Origin of the sequence: Fodinibius salipaludis (assembly GCF_002287075.1) — a bacterium.
Classification (GTDB): domain Bacteria; phylum Bacteroidota; class Rhodothermia; order Balneolales; family Balneolaceae; genus Fodinibius; species Fodinibius salipaludis.
Genome location: NZ_NSKE01000003.1, coordinates 273,030 through 290,107 on the forward strand (window position 1 = coordinate 273,030; position 17,078 = coordinate 290,107).

14 protein-coding genes are annotated in these 17,078 nt (G+C 42.6%); 8 read left to right on the forward strand and 6 right to left on the reverse strand.

From position 1 onward, the window contains the following. Nucleotides 1-20 precede the first annotated feature (20 nt). A complete protein-coding gene (locus CK503_RS05450; RefSeq protein ID WP_095605784.1) occupies nt 21-794 on the reverse strand; it encodes a YebC/PmpR family DNA-binding transcriptional regulator in 774 nt (257 codons plus the stop codon). A 209-nt stretch (nt 795-1,003) separates the two neighbouring features. Here CK503_RS05450 and bshA point away from each other — a divergent pair, with 209 nt between their 5' ends. The 3 genes from bshA to lacZ all read left to right on the forward strand — a co-directional run bounded on the left by bshA (nt 1,004) and on the right by lacZ (nt 6,445). Beyond that, entirely contained in the window at nt 1,004-2,158 is a 1,155-nt protein-coding gene (bshA, locus tag CK503_RS05455; protein ID WP_095605785.1) for an N-acetyl-alpha-D-glucosaminyl L-malate synthase BshA, read from the forward strand. Nucleotides 2,159-2,208: 50 nt separating this feature from the next. Continuing rightward, nucleotides 2,209-3,102 (forward strand): DMT family transporter, encoded by an 894-nt coding sequence (locus CK503_RS05460; RefSeq protein ID WP_095605786.1) that lies wholly within the window; start codon nt 2,209-2,211, stop codon nt 3,100-3,102. 109 nt (nt 3,103-3,211) lie between these two features. Continuing rightward, a complete protein-coding gene (gene lacZ, locus CK503_RS05465) occupies nt 3,212-6,445 on the forward strand; it encodes a beta-galactosidase, LacZ type (protein WP_095605787.1) in 3,234 nt (1,077 codons plus the stop codon). A gap of 25 nt (nt 6,446-6,470) precedes the next feature. Here the strand turns inward: lacZ and CK503_RS05470 are convergent, their stop codons facing one another. Together CK503_RS05470 and sucC are read right to left on the reverse strand one after the other, a co-directional pair. Continuing rightward, nucleotides 6,471-7,274, reverse strand: a complete 804-nt coding sequence (locus tag CK503_RS05470) for a TspO-related membrane protein (protein ID WP_095605788.1) — start codon at nt 7,272-7,274, stop codon at nt 6,471-6,473. Nucleotides 7,275-7,398: 124 nt separating this feature from the next. Beyond that, nucleotides 7,399-8,604, reverse strand: a complete 1,206-nt coding sequence (sucC, locus tag CK503_RS05475) for an ADP-forming succinate--CoA ligase subunit beta (RefSeq protein WP_095605789.1) — start codon at nt 8,602-8,604, stop codon at nt 7,399-7,401. A 304-nt stretch (nt 8,605-8,908) separates the two neighbouring features. On the opposite strand from sucC, the gene CK503_RS05480 reads away from it, so the two are divergent. Further along, entirely contained in the window at nt 8,909-9,808 is a 900-nt protein-coding gene (locus CK503_RS05480; RefSeq protein WP_095605790.1) for an SMP-30/gluconolactonase/LRE family protein, read from the forward strand. An 8-nt stretch (nt 9,809-9,816) separates the two neighbouring features. On the opposite strand, the gene CK503_RS05485 is transcribed toward CK503_RS05480, so the two are convergent. Beyond that, nucleotides 9,817-10,371, reverse strand: a complete 555-nt coding sequence (locus tag CK503_RS05485) for a D-glycero-alpha-D-manno-heptose-1,7-bisphosphate 7-phosphatase (RefSeq protein WP_095605791.1) — start codon at nt 10,369-10,371, stop codon at nt 9,817-9,819. A 190-nt stretch (nt 10,372-10,561) separates the two neighbouring features. Between CK503_RS05485 and CK503_RS05490 the strand changes: the two genes are divergently transcribed. The 4 genes from CK503_RS05490 (at nt 10,562) to CK503_RS05505 (ending at nt 14,438) form a co-directional block, all read left to right on the forward strand. Next, complete coding sequence (locus CK503_RS05490) at nt 10,562-11,422, forward strand: DUF4382 domain-containing protein (RefSeq protein WP_095605792.1); 861 nt, start codon at nt 10,562-10,564, stop codon at nt 11,420-11,422. Between the two features lie 231 nt (nt 11,423-11,653). Beyond that, nucleotides 11,654-12,205: a bifunctional pyr operon transcriptional regulator/uracil phosphoribosyltransferase PyrR gene (gene pyrR / locus CK503_RS05495; RefSeq protein ID WP_255233335.1), complete on the forward strand. Its 552-nt coding sequence runs from the start codon at nt 11,654-11,656 to the stop codon at nt 12,203-12,205. Beyond that, a complete protein-coding gene (locus CK503_RS05500; protein WP_095605794.1) occupies nt 12,206-13,168 on the forward strand; it encodes an aspartate carbamoyltransferase catalytic subunit in 963 nt (320 codons plus the stop codon). It begins immediately after the preceding gene. A gap of 79 nt (nt 13,169-13,247) precedes the next feature. After that, nucleotides 13,248-14,438: a GAF domain-containing sensor histidine kinase gene (locus tag CK503_RS05505; RefSeq protein WP_095605795.1), complete on the forward strand. Its 1,191-nt coding sequence runs from the start codon at nt 13,248-13,250 to the stop codon at nt 14,436-14,438. Nucleotides 14,439-14,474: 36 nt separating this feature from the next. Here CK503_RS05505 and CK503_RS05510 read toward each other — a convergent pair whose 3' ends face one another. Next, complete coding sequence (locus CK503_RS05510) at nt 14,475-15,881, reverse strand: glycosyltransferase family 2 protein (RefSeq protein WP_095605796.1); 1,407 nt, start codon at nt 15,879-15,881, stop codon at nt 14,475-14,477. Continuing rightward, nucleotides 15,874-17,070 carry a HEAT repeat domain-containing protein gene (locus CK503_RS05515; RefSeq protein WP_095605797.1) on the reverse strand — a complete coding sequence of 399 codons (1,197 nt, stop codon included), beginning with the start codon at nt 17,068-17,070 and terminating at the stop codon, nt 15,874-15,876. Before CK503_RS05515 ends, CK503_RS05510 begins: the two co-directional genes overlap by 8 nt. Nucleotides 17,071-17,078 lie beyond the last annotated feature (8 nt).

The following is a 17,078-nucleotide window of genomic DNA, read 5'->3' on the forward strand; positions in this document are numbered from 1 at the left end:
AGAACGAAAAATTGTAAAAATCAGTCCATCTCCTCCGCTATGGCCAGCGTTTCGTCATCCATCTTCATATTCGTAAATACGTTGGATACATCATCATTATCCTCAAACTTTTCCATCAGCTTAAAGTTCGATTCTGCCACATCGGTTTCTACTTTCACTTCGGTCATGGGGATGCGGATGAGTTCGGCAGATTCAATATCGTAATCCATTTCTTCAAGCTTATCATTGACCTCATACATCGACTCGCGGCCAGTTGTTACGTTTAATACCTTGCCATCAGTATCAATATCTTCGGCACCAGCATCGATAGCTTGTAACATAAATTCTTCTTCGTCGATTTCATGATCCTGATCCTCTTTTTTTATGCGGATCATTCCCTTTTGTTCAAACAGGTAGCCGACCGAGCCGTCCGTACCCAAGTTGCCGCCGTGGGATGAAAAAATATGTCGGATTTCTCCCACTGTGCGATTGTAATTATTGGTCGTTACTTCAATAAAATAAGCGATTCCACCGGGACCGTATCCCTCATAGGTGGCATCCTCATACTTGCCATCGCCCTCATCGAGTTCTCCCGTACCTTTTTTAATGGCACGTTCGATATTATCCTTCGGAACGTTATCACTTTTGGCATTATTGATGGCTGTATCAAGTCTGGGATTCATTTCCGGATCGCCGCCTCCTTCGCGTGCAGCAACGGAAATTTCACGCAGATGCTTGTTGAAAATCTTGTTCCGCTTTTTGTCTTCTTTCTTTTTTTTATGCTTTATATTAGACCATTTGGAATGACCAGCCATAGGTTGATATCTGTTTTTTGAACAAAAAGTGTATTTGGGTGCATAGGATCTCCAAAAAATCCTAAGTCTTTAATATAATAGATAACTGACTTTGCACCTAATATTGGATTGTAGGAAATGAGATACACTGTTATTTTGTTTCAATTAAACGTTAGACCTAATAAAGGGTTATACAGTATTACTAAATTAATTTTTTAAGTAACGATTAGATGAATATAGGAATTGTTTGTTATCCCACTTTTGGCGGTAGTGGCGTAGTGGCGACAGAGCTGGCAAAAGGATTAGCCCAGCGCGATCATAATGTCCACATTCTCAGTTATGCGCGTCCGGCCAGGCTCGATACGTTTCGGACAAATATCTCGTATCACGAAGTGAATATGAATACCTACCCGCTGTTTGAATATCCACCGTACGATCTGGCGCTGGCAAATCAGATGGCCAGCCTCATAGAATACGAAAAGATTGATGTTCTGCACGTACATTACGCCATTCCGCATGCAACCAGTGCTTATTTGGCGAAGCAGATATTGGGAGAAAAGGCAGAGCACGTTCCCCTTATTACAACATTGCACGGCACTGATATTACTATAGTGGGGAGTGATCCCAGCTACAAGAATGTGGTCGATTTTTCTATCAATCAAAGTGATGGCGTTACGGCAGTGTCGGAATATCTTCGTGAGGAAACCTATGAACGTTTCGATATCAAAAAGGATATCGAGGTTATTCCCAACTTTATTGACCTCGATCGCTTTCAAAAATCAGATCAAAACCATTTCAAGAAGGCTATTTGTCCGAATGATGAAAAGGTGGTGGTACACGTATCTAACTTTAGAGAAGTAAAACGGGTGCCGGAAGTGGTGAGTGTTTTTGCAAAGATTTTAGAAAATGATATTGAGGCCAAGTTGCTCTTGGTTGGCGATGGCCCTGATCGCCAGCGGGCTGAACAGCGGTGCCGCGAGCTGGGAATTTGTGATCAGGTTCGTTTTTTGGGCAAGCAGGATCAAGTGGAAGATATTTTGTCTATAGCCGATCTGTTTTTGATCCCATCAGGATCAGAAACATTTGGGTTGGCCGCACTTGAAGCAATGAGTTGCAGCGTTCCTGTAATAAGTTCTAACATAGGTGGGTTGCCCGAAGTGAATATCCATGGTAAAACAGGTTACTTATGTGATCTCGATGATATCGATTGCATGGGCGATTATGCCGTTAACATTTTATCGGATGAGAGTTTACACAAAGAGCTTGCTGAAAATGCCCGAAAGCAGGCCGAAACGTTTGAAATGAGTAAGATTATCAGCCGGTACGAAGAGTATTACAAGCAGTGTAAGCAGCAGTTAGAAAAAAAGTCGAGCAGTGCTGTGTAATCCTATAATGACCATTATCAAATCAGAGAGACCTCCCCAAAAAATTTGATATGACTGATTCACAAACTTCACTGCGAGCTATTGGTTATATCATTTTTGGGGCGGCAATGGTTAGTTTTACGTCGGTCCTTGTAGAATTGGCCAACGTTGGTCCTACCGTTTCGGCATTTTACCGGATGTTTTTTGGGGGATTTATCTTGTTGGTAGTGGCCGTTGTAAGAAAAGATCGACTGTGGTTCGGGATGAAAAACCTGGCTATTCCCTTAGTTTGTGCTTTTCTGTTTAGCATGGATCTGTTTTTCTGGCACCGGAGTATCAATTTTGTTGGACCTGGTTTGGCAACCATTTTGGGCAACATGCAGGTCTTTTTTGTGGCTTTACTGGCGGTTCTCTTTCTAAAAGAAAAGCTTGGATGGCGACTGTTGGTTGCTATTCCTGTTGCGGTAGTAGGGTTGTTTATGATTGTCCGAACGGGGTGGGGGCAGGATGGTGGCCGCGTGCAAATGGGAGTGCTATATGGATTACTTACCGCTCTTTCGTATGCCTTATATATTTTGGTACTTCGAAAATCACAGTCGGCGGGATATACGCTCCGCTTTTCATTGATTCCCAATATGATGTGGATTAGCCTGATGTCGGCGGCAATATTGGGTGTTGCGGTCACTGTTGAACCCGAAGCTCATTTTGGGATTCCTGACTTGCAGACCTGGGCAGCTTTAATTGGACTTGGTATTATGGGGCAGGTTCTTGGTTGGGTTTTTATATCCAAAGGATTGCCACAGGTAAATGCTTCGGTGGCGGGATTGGCACTGCTCCTTCAACCGGCCCTGGCGTTTGGGTGGGATATTCTTTTCTTCGACCGTCCCACAACAACTCTCGAATATGTGGGCGCTGCCATTGTTTTAGCCGCTATTTATTTGGGAGCAACTAAAACGAAGAAATGAAGCTGTTAAATTTTCATTAATTGCTATTAACCGCTGATCCATTTCGATTTTTGCAAATAATGTGTTAGCGTTATCATATCCTCATAATATCAATGGAAAACGCAACGCTATGGATTACTACAGCCGAACATTTACCGTTTCACTTCTTGGATTTTTACTTATTGTCTTGGGTTTAGGATGCCAGCAGGTGAAAGCACAATTTACGCTTTCCGAACTCTCGGATTGGGAAAATCCCCAAACAATTGGAATTAATAAAGAATCGCCCCGCTCCATTTTTGTTTCTTATCCCGATATGGAATCGGCGGTAAATGATACGGATCTTGAGGTCACCTCTCCTTTTTATAAATCGTTGGATGGGGAGTGGAAATTCAAATGGTCTCCTAATCCTAAATCTCGACCGGCAACATTCTATAAGAACAATTCTGAGGTTAATAATTGGGATGATATTCAGGTTCCGGCTCCATGGCAAACGCAGGGATATGGGCAGCCGATTTATTTAAACGAGCAATACCCCATGGAGTCGATAATGGGTGGACTGTTTCCGCCACGTGTACCTCGGGATAATAATCCGGTTGGTTCGTACAAGCGGACGTTTACCGTACCCGGTGGCTGGGAAGATCGACAGACATTTGTCCATTTTGGCGGGGTGAAAAGTGCATTCTATCTGTGGGTGAACGGTAAAAAAGTGGGTTATAGTGAGGGGGCAATGACGCCGGCCGAATTTAACATCACGCCTTATCTGCAAGAGGGGGAAAATACGCTCTCGGTTGAAGTATATCGCTGGTCGGATGGTTCTTGGCTGGAAGATCAGGATATGTGGCGGCTGAGCGGTATCTACCGAAGTGTCTATCTGCACTCTCAGCCGAAGGTGCATTTTCAGGATTTTGAGATTCAAGGCGGATTGGACGAGCAGTATCAGGATGGGAAATTAGAGATTACGGCTGAAGTACGGCATAATACCGATAAGTTCATTGATGCACCTATCGTAGAAGCGCATCTTTTTGACCAGCAGGGTAATCGTGTGGGAGACGGACCGGTAGCCACGGCCGAAACCGAATATAACTTGGAGTCGGGGATGCACAGCCTGGCCGAATTACGCACTGAGATAAAAAATCCTCAAAAATGGACGGCCGAAACGCCCAACTTGTACACAGTTGTACTGGTACTGAAAAATTCTGATGAAAGAGTGCTGGAAATCACGCGCGAAACCACAGGTTTCCGCGAGGCTGAAATCCGTGACAATATGTTTATGGTGAATGGGAAAGAGGTCAAACTCAAGGGGGCAAATCTCCATGATCACGATCCACAGACTGGTCGAACGGTAGATTATGAAACGATGGTCAAGGATGTAAAGCTGATGAAGCGAAATAATCTCAATGCGGTGCGGATGTCGCACTATCCTCATGATGCCAAATATTACGAACTGTTTGATCAATACGGTTTGTATGTGATGGATGAAGCCAATATCGAAACGCACGGCATCTCCTTCCGCAAAAACTTGTTGCCGGGCAGCGATCCACTTTGGACTGATGCCGTAATGGATCGTACAAGAAGTATGGTGGAGGCCCGAAAAAATCATCCCTCTGTAGTGATGTGGTCACTCGGCAACGAGGCGGGGTACGGAACTAATTTTGAGCAGATGGCTGCGTATATCCGCAAAGCAGATCCTACACGGCCGATTCATTATCAGCATATGAATAGCGTGGCAGACATGATGAGCTACATGTATCCATCTCTGGATTATTTGCAGGATGTGATAAATGATCCGGAAATCACCAAACCGATTTTACTCTGTGAGTTTGTCCATTCCATGGGTAATTCCACCGGGAATTTGGATGAATATATGTCGCTGATGGAAAATAACCATAACTTTATCGGTGCCTTTATCTGGGATTGGGTAGACCAGGGATTGTGGAAAGAAACGGAAAATGGTGAGGGGTATTGGGCCTACGGTGGGGACTATGGTGATGAACCCAACGACGGAAATTTCAACTTCAATGGAGTGGTTTTTCCGGATCGGCAGCCAAAACCGGCACTTGAGAAGGTGAAACACTCTTATCAATCAATAAAAGTAGAGTCTGAAGATTTGAAAGAAGGCAATATTCGCGTAACGAATAACTTTTCACATAGTTCACTTGAGGATTATCAATTGCGCTGGTCAATGACCGAGGATGGCAAAAGCATACAGTCGGGAAGTGTTGATGCGTTGAATATCAAAGCCGGAGATTCTCAAGAAATAAATCTGCCGACGGATACCCCAAAGCTACAAGCTGGACGTGAATATTGGCTAAACATCAGTTTTCATCTGAAAGAAGATACTCGCTGGGCAAATAAGGGGTTCAAGGTAGCCTGGCAACAGATGAAAATACCTTATGCAGTAGATTCGGCGCCCCAAATTTCCACGGATAAGATTACTTCGTTACAGGTAGAGGAAGGAGATGATAAAATTAAAATTTCTGATTCAAATTTTTCAGTTGTTATTTCTCAAAGCACCGGTGCTCTTGAGCGGTATCAATTTGAGAATGAAAGCTATATCAGTGGTTCTCTTAAGCCAAATTTTTGGCGGGCAACCACCGACAATGACCGGGCTGGCTGGGGGGGTAGCTTGGATCCGTGGAAAGAAGCAGCCCAAAATCGAACAGTGAAAAGCATAGATGTGAGCAAGGTCAGTGGCAATCGTGTACAGGTGTTAGTCAAAGGAACGTTGCCGGTTGGGCAATCGACCTATCAGACCAAGTACACTGTTTTGGGAGATGGAATGGTGCAGGTCGATCAAAAAGTGACGCCCATTGGGAATGAAATTCCACCGGCTCTACCCAGGGTGGGTATGCAGATGCAGATCCCCAAGCAATATCAGACCATGACGTGGTACGGTCGTGGGCCGGAAGAAAATTACTGGGATCGAAAAAAAGGTATTTCTGTTGGCAATTACGCTGGGCAAATTGATTCGCTGTGGACGAACTACCCCTATCCGCAGGAAAATGGAAACCGGAGTGATGTACGCTGGGTGGCGTTTACGGATGATCAAGGCAATGGCTTGATGGCGGTTGCCGAAAGCATGTTGAATATCAGTGCTTGGCCATATACGCTGTGGGATTTGGAGGAGGCTTCTCATATTAACGAGCTGCCCCGACGTGATTTCTACACCGCAAACATTGATTATAAACAGCAAGGCGTAGGTGGCATTAATAGTTGGACGTCGCATGCACGAGCATTACCCGAATATCGAATATCAACAAGTGAAAGCTACCGCTATCGGTATTATTTACATCCCATTACTTCAGAAATGGATAAGCTGAGAAATGTGGGGAATCGGGCATTTCCACAGAAATCGCAGAAATAAAAAGCTGGCAAGCATAAAATTCAGTTTAGGACTTCCTTTTTCTCATCTGTTCATATTTAATATGGGGAGCAGTGTGTCGATTCTGGTAACCATGGATTGAAATAGCGATAAATAATATTGCCGAAACAATAAAGGCCGTAGTAACAATTGATTGATGGGCGCCCCAGTTTGCAGCTGCTACGGCAACCAGTCCCCATATGCCTACCAGTGCGAATTCGCGCATGTTGCGGGATACAATCATAAATAAGTTAATCAGTCCCGCAATGATAATCATAATAATAGCCCAGCTTATGTTGCTGATACCAAAACCATTCCAGCCTATTTTTGTAAGGTAAGCTGAGATGTTTGCAATAATGGCTACGGTTATCCATCCGGAGTAAAAACAGAATGGCCACCACAGTAGGAGGATTTTTGGGAAGGGAGCATCCCAGCGCTCCATGTTCGTGTTGATGATGACCTTTATCAAAGAAAAAAGTAGAAGTGCTATCAGTATAACGGATAGCCCAATATAGTCGTAGATCCAGACAACAAGCCACAGGCTGTTGGCCATACAGCTTATAACAAACCACCAGCCTATTTGTAGGATAAAGTCATCGTTATCAACTTGTTTGAAAAGACCACGTGCCTGGTAGATGGCAAACGCCGCAAGCATCAGGTAGATTAATCCCCAAATGGAAAATGCATATCCTGCTGGAGTAAATAGGTTATCATAGCGGGCTGATATCTCACCGATTGTTTGACCGTTGATCAACCCGGCACCAGCTACATAATTTAAAATACAAGTAACAATAAGTGCTATAACGTTGGCGATTTGCAGTGTTTTCTTCATAAGGACTACATTGGGTTGGGATATTTTATCGACAAAATAAAAAAACCTGCCGGGAGTTCACCACCCGACAGGTTTTTGTAAAAGATGTCGTTTAGAAGGAATAAAATCCTTTCGAAAATGTGTATTAAGCCAATACTTTGGATACTTCTTCGGCTGCTTCTTTCAGAAGTACGGCCGAGATTACGTTCAAGTCTGAGTTGTCGATAATCTCTTTGGCTTCTTCTGCGTTGGTACCCTGCAGGCGTACAATGATGGGTACATTTTCGACTTTTTCGGCAATTTCGGGATCTTTTACTGCTTCGATGACCCCATTTGCCACGCGATCGCAGCGAACGATACCGCCAAAGATGTTAATAAGAATAGCTTTTACATTTTCATCTTCCAGGATGATGCGAAATCCGTTTTTAACGGTTTCGACATTGGCACTACCGCCTACATCGAGGAAGTTTGCGGGATCGCCACCGGAAAGCTTAATAATATCCATGGTAGCCATGGCAAGTCCGGCACCGTTTACCATACAACCCACGTTTCCGTCAAGCTTAATATAGTTAAGCCCAAATTCGGAAGCTTCAACTTCAACGGGATTCTCTTCAGACTTGTCACGTAGCTCTTCGATATCGGAGTGACGGAAGAGTGCGTTATCGTCGAATGTCATCTTGGCATCAAGCGCCATAACATCGTTATTGGTAGTAAGAACCAGCGGGTTGATCTCTACCATATTGGCATCGGTCTCCAGGTAGCAGTTGTACAGCGCCATAATAAACTTCACTGCTTTTTTGAAAGCATCGCCTTCAAGTCCCAGCGCAAAAGCAAGATGACGCGCTTGGTTGTGCTGCAGATCCATACCTGGCTCAACCCATTCCTTAACAATTTTTTCGGGCGTTTCTGCTGCTACTTTCTCAATCTCAACGCCACCTTCAGTAGAAACCATGATGACGTTTTTGCTTTTAGAGCGGTCGAGCAGAATACCAAGATAAAATTCCTGTTCAATATCCACACCGTCAGTAACATAGATGCGCTGAACTTTCTGCCCCTCTTCACCGGTCTGTTTGGTTACCAACACATCACCGAGCAGGGATTCGGCCGCATCGCGAACCTCATCAATCGTTTTACAGAGAATTACGCCACTTGCACCACTGTTTTTGGTTTTCCCCTTACCGCGTCCACCGGCATGAATTTGGGCTTTAACCACAAAAAGGGATGAACCATTTTCTTTCATCTCTTTAGCGGCTTCAACTGCTTCGTCAACCGAAGAAGTTGCTACACCGGCCGGGACGGCAACATTATAATCTTCTAAAAGTTCTTTCGCTTGATACTCATGAATTTTCATAACAACAATCGTATAGTTAGTAATTACCTCAGTTTAGCTCGTCAAAATGGGATGCTGTGAACATCCGGAAATACCGTATCAAAATCGAGCGATTAATATAACAAATGAAAGGCAAGAATTTTAGGACTTTGGATTTAAATATTCTATTGATGAAATATTCACTTCTATATAAACCGTAATTTTTAGGGAGAGGAATTCTTTAGTAATTTTTATAATATTAAATTATTAAGTTTCTTCTGTTATACAGGGTATAAATAATAAAAGAGAATTAAATTTCAGGGTATTTTAACAAACCAAAATTATTATGGAAAAAGTATCTAAAGTATTTTTAGCATTATTAATGATGATCGTTTTCCCGGTCATGATAACATTTGGGCAGCAGATTGTTGAGGAAGATGCGGAGCCCGAAATAATTACTGAAGGATATGAGTTTACGGAGGGTCCGCTCTGGCACGATTCGGGCTATCTGTTGTTTAGCGATATTCCGGCGAACATAGTGTATAAATGGACGCCCGGGGAAGGAGCTAATGAGTATTTAGAACCCAGCGGCCATTCGAACGGACTAACTTTTGATCAGGATGGAAATCTGTTGCTGGCTCAGCATGATGGTCAAGTCTCACGATTAACCGAGGGAAAAGAGTTTTCAGTAGTAGCTGATACTTATAATGGGAAGCGCCTTAATAGTCCCAATGACATTACAGTAAAATCGGATGGGTCGATCTACTTTACGGATCCTTCTTTTGGTGTTTCGGATGAGGATAAGGAGCTAAATTTCAATGGCGTGTATCGTTATTCCGAGGATGAAGGCCTGCAGTTGCTGATTGATGATTTTGATCTGCCCAATGGTATTGTCTTTTCTCCTGATGAATCCCGTTTGTACGTAAATGATACTGGTCATAATCATATCCGCGTGTTTGATGTTAATCAGGATGGAACATTAAAGAACGGAAGAGTATTTGTCGAAATGGAATCGGATGCCGAAGGTGCAGCGGATGGTATGAAAGTGGATACCGAAGGCAATTTGTATTCTGCCGGTCCCGGTGGGCTTTGGGTCTTTTCACCAGAGGGGGAAGTACTTAAGCAGGTTGAGGCACTGGCAGGTGTTACGAATTTAGCTTGGGGCGGACCTGAGTACAGTACGCTTTTTCTGACGGCACCTAATGCTATTTACCGGCTTGAGACGAATAGAAAAGGGAATAAGTGAACGAATATTTACTGGAAATAAGGAGATGATATAACCTGCCCAATATTGTCGAAGGCCGGTATCTCATAACGTTTTAACCATTTTTTATCCTGATTAGCTTCGTGTCGCGAGCGAATAAAAAACGGGGTCATATTTAATTCAATGGCTGGTTTTAAATCAGTAATTTTATCTCCCGCCATATAAGATTTGCTGAAATCGATATCATGCTTAGCGGCTGCTTTTTCGAACATTCCCGTGCCGGGTTTACGATCTTCGGGAGCATGTTTATTGTCGGGATCATGTTTCGGATGGTGTGGAGCATAGTACCAGTCATCAATATGTAGATCACGTTTAGCCAGCTCTTTGTCAACCCATCGGTGAAGATCTTGCACATGCTGTTCAGTATACCGGCCGCGGGCAATACCGGATTGATTGGTCACTACAATTATTTTGAATTTTCGCTCTTTCATCCACTGGAGAGCATCAAGAGCACCGTTGCACCAGGTCCATTCCTCGGGGGTGTGTACGTAATTGTAGTCGATATTAAGCGTGCCGTCGCGATCCAGAAAAAAAGCTTTATTCATAAAAAGAGTTACAATTGAGGGTAATAGCTCGGGATAGTAGATGGTTTGCTAAAATTACGGGATACGGGATGTAATAAATTTTAGACCCATACTGTGGGAACATTTCTATATGTATGCTATATCAACAAATCCCAGTAGATAAAATATCTAACAGACTTCAATAGCATAAAATAACGAAAAGGACATAATTATGAATACCCCAAATATTAAATCGACAGTTTATCGTGTGTTGCAAAGTACATTGGTGGTAGGACTCATTGCTTTTATCGCAATTTCTTGTAATGACATAAATTCCAACGATACCAATACTGAAAAAGCCCAAATGAATGTAAGTCTCATCGATGCCCCGGGCGACTACCAGGAGGTTAACATTGATGTGCAAGGATTGCGGATTCAATATACGCCCAGTAGTAACGATACCGCAAGTGCCGATGGACAATGGATTGATCTACCGGTAGAACCTATGAAAATAAATCTGCTTGAGTTGACTAATGGTGTTGATACTTTGCTGGCTGAAGCTGAATTAAATCCTGGACATTATGAAGAGCTTCGTCTTATTCTCGGAGAGGATAATACAGTAATGGTTGACAGTACAATCCAAAACCTCAAAGTGCCAAGTGGGCAGCAATCCGGTTATAAAATTAAATTCAAGACCGACCTTGAGGCAGGAGATGAGCTGGATGTTGTTGTTGATTTTGATGCCGGTCGTTCGGTACATAAAGCCGGAAACAGTGGAAAATATATCCTCAAGCCTGTACTGAAAGCATTTGTTGAGAGCGGCGACGAAGTAGATGTGGGATCTGTAGCCGGCGTCGTTGATCCTTCAGAGGCTGCTCCCAATGTTTATGTACTGATGGGTGAAGATACTACTGCCACTACGCAGACCGACGAAGACGGCAGTTTCTTGTTGCAAGGATTGGAAAACGGTCAATATGATATCAGTATTGAACCGACCACTGAGCAATACGCTGATACTACGGTTAATGATGTGATGGTTGAGGAAGATGAACAAACAGATTTAGGGACAATTATCTTGAACGAAACCGAATAGAATAAGAAAGGTAGCTTTCGCTTTGGATTGTAAGCCCGACTGCCTATAAGGGGTCGGGCTTTTTTGTTTGTGCCACTTGGTTACGATTATTTAGACTCACAAATTGATTAAGTTGGATGTAAATTTGTCCGGCTGTTGATAACAAACTATCTTCTTGCGTGGTATTGAGTTCGTAATAAGCATTGACTACATTCTTTCTGATTGAATCAAAGACCGAATGAGGAGCCACGTTTGAATACAACTAAGATAATGTCGGCGGATGATCTAAATCGCACCTATTTGCGATTCGCCCATCAGTTTTTAGAGCCGCATGACGATCCCCAACAATTAGCTATTATCGGCATGCAAACCCGTGGGGTGTACATGGGAAAACGCATTGTGCAGTATGTACAGGAAAAGTTCGGTTATGATATTGATTTTGGAATGCTCGATGTAACTTTTTACCGAGATGATTTTCGAACAAAGTTAAAGATGCCACAGGTGAAAGTGACCGAGATTCCCTTTGATCTATATGACCGAGACGTGGTGCTGGTGGATGACGTACTTTATACTGGTCGAACAGTACGTTCTGCTATGGATGCACTTATGGATTACGGGCGTCCGCGTAGCATTAAATTTTGTTGTATGGTGGATCGGGGCCACCGTGAACTTCCTATTTGTGCTGATTACGTGGGGACAAAGCTCCCAACCCACGTACAAGAAGAAGTGCGTGTAAAGGTGAAGACGTTGGATAATGAAGATGCCGTTTATGTGGTAGAAAATGCAGATGAGGAGGGCGGATAAATGACTGAGAATATCGAACTGCAGGATAGTAATCACGATTTTACCCACAAGCATTTGTTGGGACTGGCGGATTATTCCAAAGACGATATTTTATTTGTACTGGAACAGGCCAAGTATTTTCGGGAAATCCTGGATCGGCCTGTCCCCAAGGTGCCGACCCTTCGTGACAAGACTATTGTGAATCTTTTTTATGAGGACAGTACCCGAACGCGGCTTTCTTTTGAGCTGGCACAAAAGCGCATGGGGGCAGATGTGGTCAACTTCTCCAAGGGATCGTCGAGCGTTAAAAAAGGAGAATCGCTCAAAGATACTATTCGCAATATTAGCTCTATGAAAATTGATATGGTGGTAGCCCGCCACAAAAGCCCTGGTGTACCTCACTTCTTAACACGTTGTGTAGATGCAGCTATTATTAATGCAGGCGATGGCGCACATGAACATCCTACTCAGGCCCTGCTTGATATGTTTACCATGCAACAGGTGTATCCTGATTTAACGGGTAAAAATATTGCCATTATCGGGGATATTGCTCACAGTCGTGTGGTGCGCTCAAATGTTATCGGGTTGCTGAAGTTAGGGGCCAACGTTACGGTTTGTGGGCCCAAAACTATGATGCCGGCTTATGTTGAAGAGCTCGGTGCTGACGTATCTTATAATATTGATGAGGTTTTGAGTTGGTGTGATATTGCCATGGCGCTTCGTATCCAATTAGAGCGACAGGAAGGCGGTACCGAGCTGTTTCCCAGTATTCGCGAGTATCACCAGCTTTTTGGGATTACGATGGAGCATCTCGAGGAGTATCCTGATTTTACCATCATGCATCCTGGTCCGGTGAATCGGGGAGTAGAAATGGAGAGCGAAGTGGCAGACAGTGATCGATCAATAATCTTAAGCCAGGTTACCAATGGCGTGGCTGTACGAATGGCTATTCTTTATTTGTTAAGTGGCAGAACACGCGTTTAGTGAGTTCTCGTTAGGATGTGTTTTTTCTTAGGTTAACAGCCACAAGAGAGGAACAGGATTGAGGTTAAAAAAATATTTTATGGATAAGGAATTAGATCGTTTACAGCATCTTTCTTCATTTGCTTTGGATTATGATTCGTATCACGAAAAGTTAGAACCATTTGTAGAACTGGCTAAAACGATAACGGATTCCCCGGTTTGTGAAATAAATATCATCGATGCCTATAATCAGTGGACGATTGGACGAACGGAGAAAGATCTGAAAGTAATTCCTCGTGAAGAAAGTATTTGCCATGATACTATTGAGAAAAACAAACCATATGAGATAAAAAATCTACAAAAAGATAAACGTTATCGTGACCGCGATTATGTTGTAGGGGCGCCCTACTTTCGCTATTACTGCGGAGTGCAGCTTACCACTAAAGCAGGTGTTAATGTTGGTTCAATTTGCGTGCTGGATCAGAAAGAGAAAGGAATTTCTGATAAGAAAAAAGAGCATCTGCAGTATCTTGCTAATTTAGTTGTTCAGTATCTGCAGAAAGATCAGTTGGTTTATCGGTCCAAAGGAAAGCTGCATGATCTTCAGCAGCGTTTTCGAACATTAAATCATGACCTCCGGAGTCCGGTAAATGGCATTGTAGGCATTGTTGATTTGTTACTTACTGACGAGGATGAGGTAGAAGTATCAGCCGAAGACTTGTTGATGATTAAAGATTGTGCGGAAGCTATTGTTGATGAAATTGATAGCGTTTTATCACCAGATAAGAAGACAAGTAACAAAAGTGGGAGTGATAACATATTATTGGAAGGTGTTTTTGAAAAAGTAAAACGCCTGAATGCCCCGCCAGCTCAGAACAAAGAGATAAGTTTTAAGGTAGAGAGTCAAACTGATAATAATTATAGTATTTCAGTTTATTCTTCGAGAAAATTAATTCAAATTGTCAGTAATCTTGTAGCGAATGCTATTAAATTTACGGATAACGGAGGGCGGATTTGTGTGCGATATGCGCTTGTTGAAAACGATGAACAGAAGGTTTTGAAGGTTATAGTAGAAGATAACGGTATTGGAATGAATGGAGATAAAGTTGATAATTTTAATAGCGGAGAAAAAGTCGTAGGATCTTCTGGAACAGCGGGAGAGGAAAGTTTTGGAATCGGGCTTCAACATGTAAGACAATTGGTTGCTGAATTGGGTGGTAAAATTTCAGCAGAGAGCTCTATTGGCGAGGGAACTGAATTTACGGTATTGGTAGAAGCTCAGAATTTGTAGGGGAGTAATGCTTGAATTTAAATAGAATGACAGGAACTACTCTTTAAACCCTTTTCGAATCATTTTGCCCCAGCTTTTCTTTCCCTTAAAAAAGTCAATGAGTCCTTTGAACTGCCACCACGAGTGAATCTGTCGATACCCTATATTCTCAAGGAGAGAGTACAAACTCAAAATAGCGACATCTTTAAAACTACTGTAGGTTTTGAATGCGACCTCTTCAGCTAAAACAGCAATGAGCGAAACAACCATCCCATAAATGATAGAAACCCCCAGGAATAACAGGATAAAGGTCAGGCTGAAAAGGTCTGGAAATGAAATTATGATAATCAGGTAAACGTAACTTAGCAGGTTGACAATGGGGCCTAATAACTCAAAGAAGAGAAAGAAAGGCATTACGAACATCCCGATATGTTTGTAGGTGGGATTAAATAGCATGTATTTATGTTGCCACAGTGAATCGGCCAGGCCCCGGTGCCAGCGGTTGCGCTGGTTACGTAAACTCTTGTAGTCAGTAGGAACTTCCGTCCAGCAGATAGGTTCTGGTAGGAATCGAATCTGGTAATCCTCATTATTACGAAGGTGGTAGCTGTGCAGGCGGACAATCAGTTCAATGTCTTCGCCCACGGTATCAGTAAGATAGCCCCCTACTTTAATAACAGCTTTCCGGTCAAAAATTCCGAATGCTCCCGAGACAATTAGCAGACTTTTGAAGTAATCCCACCCTACACGCCCAAATAAAAATGCCCGAATATATTCCACCGACTGCAGTCTCCCCCAGAAACTTTTGGGAACGTGTATTTCTTTTATTTCTCTATTTCTTATCTGGCATCCGTTGATAACCCGGACGACCCCTCCTGCAGCAATGGTGTTTTTATGTTCTATAAATGTTTGGATAAGCTTTTTAAGCACATCTTGTTCCAAAATAGAATCTGCATCAATCGAACAAACCAGATCAGTTTCGGCAATATTGATTCCGGCATTAAGGGCATCAGCTTTGCCCCCGTTTTCCTTATCCACGACGGTGAGCATGGGGGTATTGGGGGACCGATAGATGCCACGGATATGTTGATGTTCGATTTGCTCTTCAAAGTAAATATCGGTTTCCGTCAGGCCAAAATGATCAATAATTCGTTGTAGCGTATCATCGGCGCTCCCGTCATTTACGACAATGATATGATATTCAGGATATTCCAGTTTGAGCAACGATTCCACCGACTCTACAATATTATCTGCCTCATTATAGGCGGGAACGAGAATGCTGATAGATTTAAAGAGCTCGGTCTTAAAAAGGGCGTCTGCTTCAACAACACTGCGGTGTAACATTTGTTTGCGAACATAGAGTAGGGCGCCGATAACTAACGCCAGATACACAGTGTTAATGGTGATAAAATAGCCTATAATGAACTGCTCAACAATATTGAATAACGAAAAGCTATCAAGCATGGGATTTATTGAGTCGGTGATTGAGGGCTATTTTGATGCCGGATGTAATATCCAAAATTTTATCTAAATATAAATCAAACTGTTCATGTGATCTGCTTCTGATATCAATATCTGTGAGTGATCGCAGTGTTTCTTGAATAAATTTTGTCAGTAATACTATGCGATTTTCCTCTTCCGTTACAAGTTCATAAATAATGGCTTTTCGGATCGGGAATTCAGCATTTAACAGGTGTTGTAGTAAAAATGAGATATTTTCTTCTCCTCCAAAAGTGCTGAGTGTTTTTATGCTGGCTAATCTAATAGGAATGCTTTTTTTCTTCTTCCAATAGCTCTTGATAACAGCATCGGCTTCGGTATGATATAATTCTCCAAGAGCAGTAATAAGTCCTCGAATTAGGGGAAACTTTTCAGGATTATAATGAATCCGTTTTAGGTATTGATATAAAAACTCTCCACATTCATAAAATTGCTGATATCCCATATATCGTACGATGATATTTTTAACGTTGGGATCTATTTTTTTTAGCAGTACATCTTTGAGGGCTTCGCCAACTTGTCCACGCTCCTCGGCCAGTCCCGAATCAAATACATGAAGAAGTTCGGCAACCATTAGTTCTGAGATATCAGTTCGTTTGAAGAATCTCAATAAGGCGCTTTTACGTATTGACCAGTCCTCGGCTGATTGCAATGCTTTGGTAGCGGCAAAGGCTAATTTCAAGTTGTTTGATTTGCTTACAGTAATAAGTTTGGCTAAAACTCGGTTGTCAAGATGGGTGCTTTTTTGAAAGTAGATACAGGCGTATATTTTGGAATCGGTAGAAGATTGAAACAGCTTATCCCGGTAAAAAGAGGCAAAGGTGGGATGTTTAATTAAATCATTGAGTCGCTTGCGTTCTGTGCCATCCAGAATATCGTCAAGTTCATTAAGCAGATTTATAAAAAATGTATAATCTTTCGTTCGCTTAGTTATTTTTTTGATGATATCATCAGCACTTAGCGGTGGGCCGGATTGTTCTGCGTAATCCAAGAGAATCGAAAAAAAGTAATCCCGAAATTTTTGCTCATACCTTTTCCAGTACTGCTGTTTCCTTCGGGTCCAATAAGTATAACCGAGTAGAAAAAAGAATAGGAGGGTCAAAAAGACAGTTAGTCCAATCAGCGACTGTAAGGCAATGTTGAAGTCAAACATGCCACAAT

Coding starts and splice junctions, on each gene's coding strand:
- CK503_RS05480 (WP_095605790.1), top strand. CDS start 8,909: ATGGAAAAAGTATCTAAAGTATTTTTAGCATTATTAATGATGATCGTT.
- CK503_RS05490 (WP_095605792.1), top strand. CDS start 10,562: ATGAATACCCCAAATATTAAATCGACAGTTTATCGTGTGTTGCAAAGT.
- bshA (WP_095605785.1), top strand. CDS start 1,004: ATGAATATAGGAATTGTTTGTTATCCCACTTTTGGCGGTAGTGGCGTA.
- CK503_RS05485 (WP_095605791.1), bottom strand. CDS start 10,371: ATGAATAAAGCTTTTTTTCTGGATCGCGACGGCACGCTTAATATCGAC.
- CK503_RS05450 (WP_095605784.1), bottom strand. CDS start 794: ATGGCTGGTCATTCCAAATGGTCTAATATAAAGCATAAAAAAAAGAAA.
- sucC (WP_095605789.1), bottom strand. CDS start 8,604: ATGAAAATTCATGAGTATCAAGCGAAAGAACTTTTAGAAGATTATAAT.
- CK503_RS05470 (WP_095605788.1), bottom strand. CDS start 7,274: ATGAAGAAAACACTGCAAATCGCCAACGTTATAGCACTTATTGTTACT.
- CK503_RS05500 (WP_095605794.1), top strand. CDS start 12,206: ATGACTGAGAATATCGAACTGCAGGATAGTAATCACGATTTTACCCAC.
- CK503_RS05460 (WP_095605786.1), top strand. CDS start 2,209: ATGACTGATTCACAAACTTCACTGCGAGCTATTGGTTATATCATTTTT.
- CK503_RS05505 (WP_095605795.1), top strand. CDS start 13,248: ATGGATAAGGAATTAGATCGTTTACAGCATCTTTCTTCATTTGCTTTG.
- CK503_RS05515 (WP_095605797.1), bottom strand. CDS start 17,070: ATGTTTGACTTCAACATTGCCTTACAGTCGCTGATTGGACTAACTGTC.
- lacZ (WP_095605787.1), top strand. CDS start 3,212: ATGGATTACTACAGCCGAACATTTACCGTTTCACTTCTTGGATTTTTA.
- CK503_RS05510 (WP_095605796.1), bottom strand. CDS start 15,881: ATGCTTGATAGCTTTTCGTTATTCAATATTGTTGAGCAGTTCATTATA.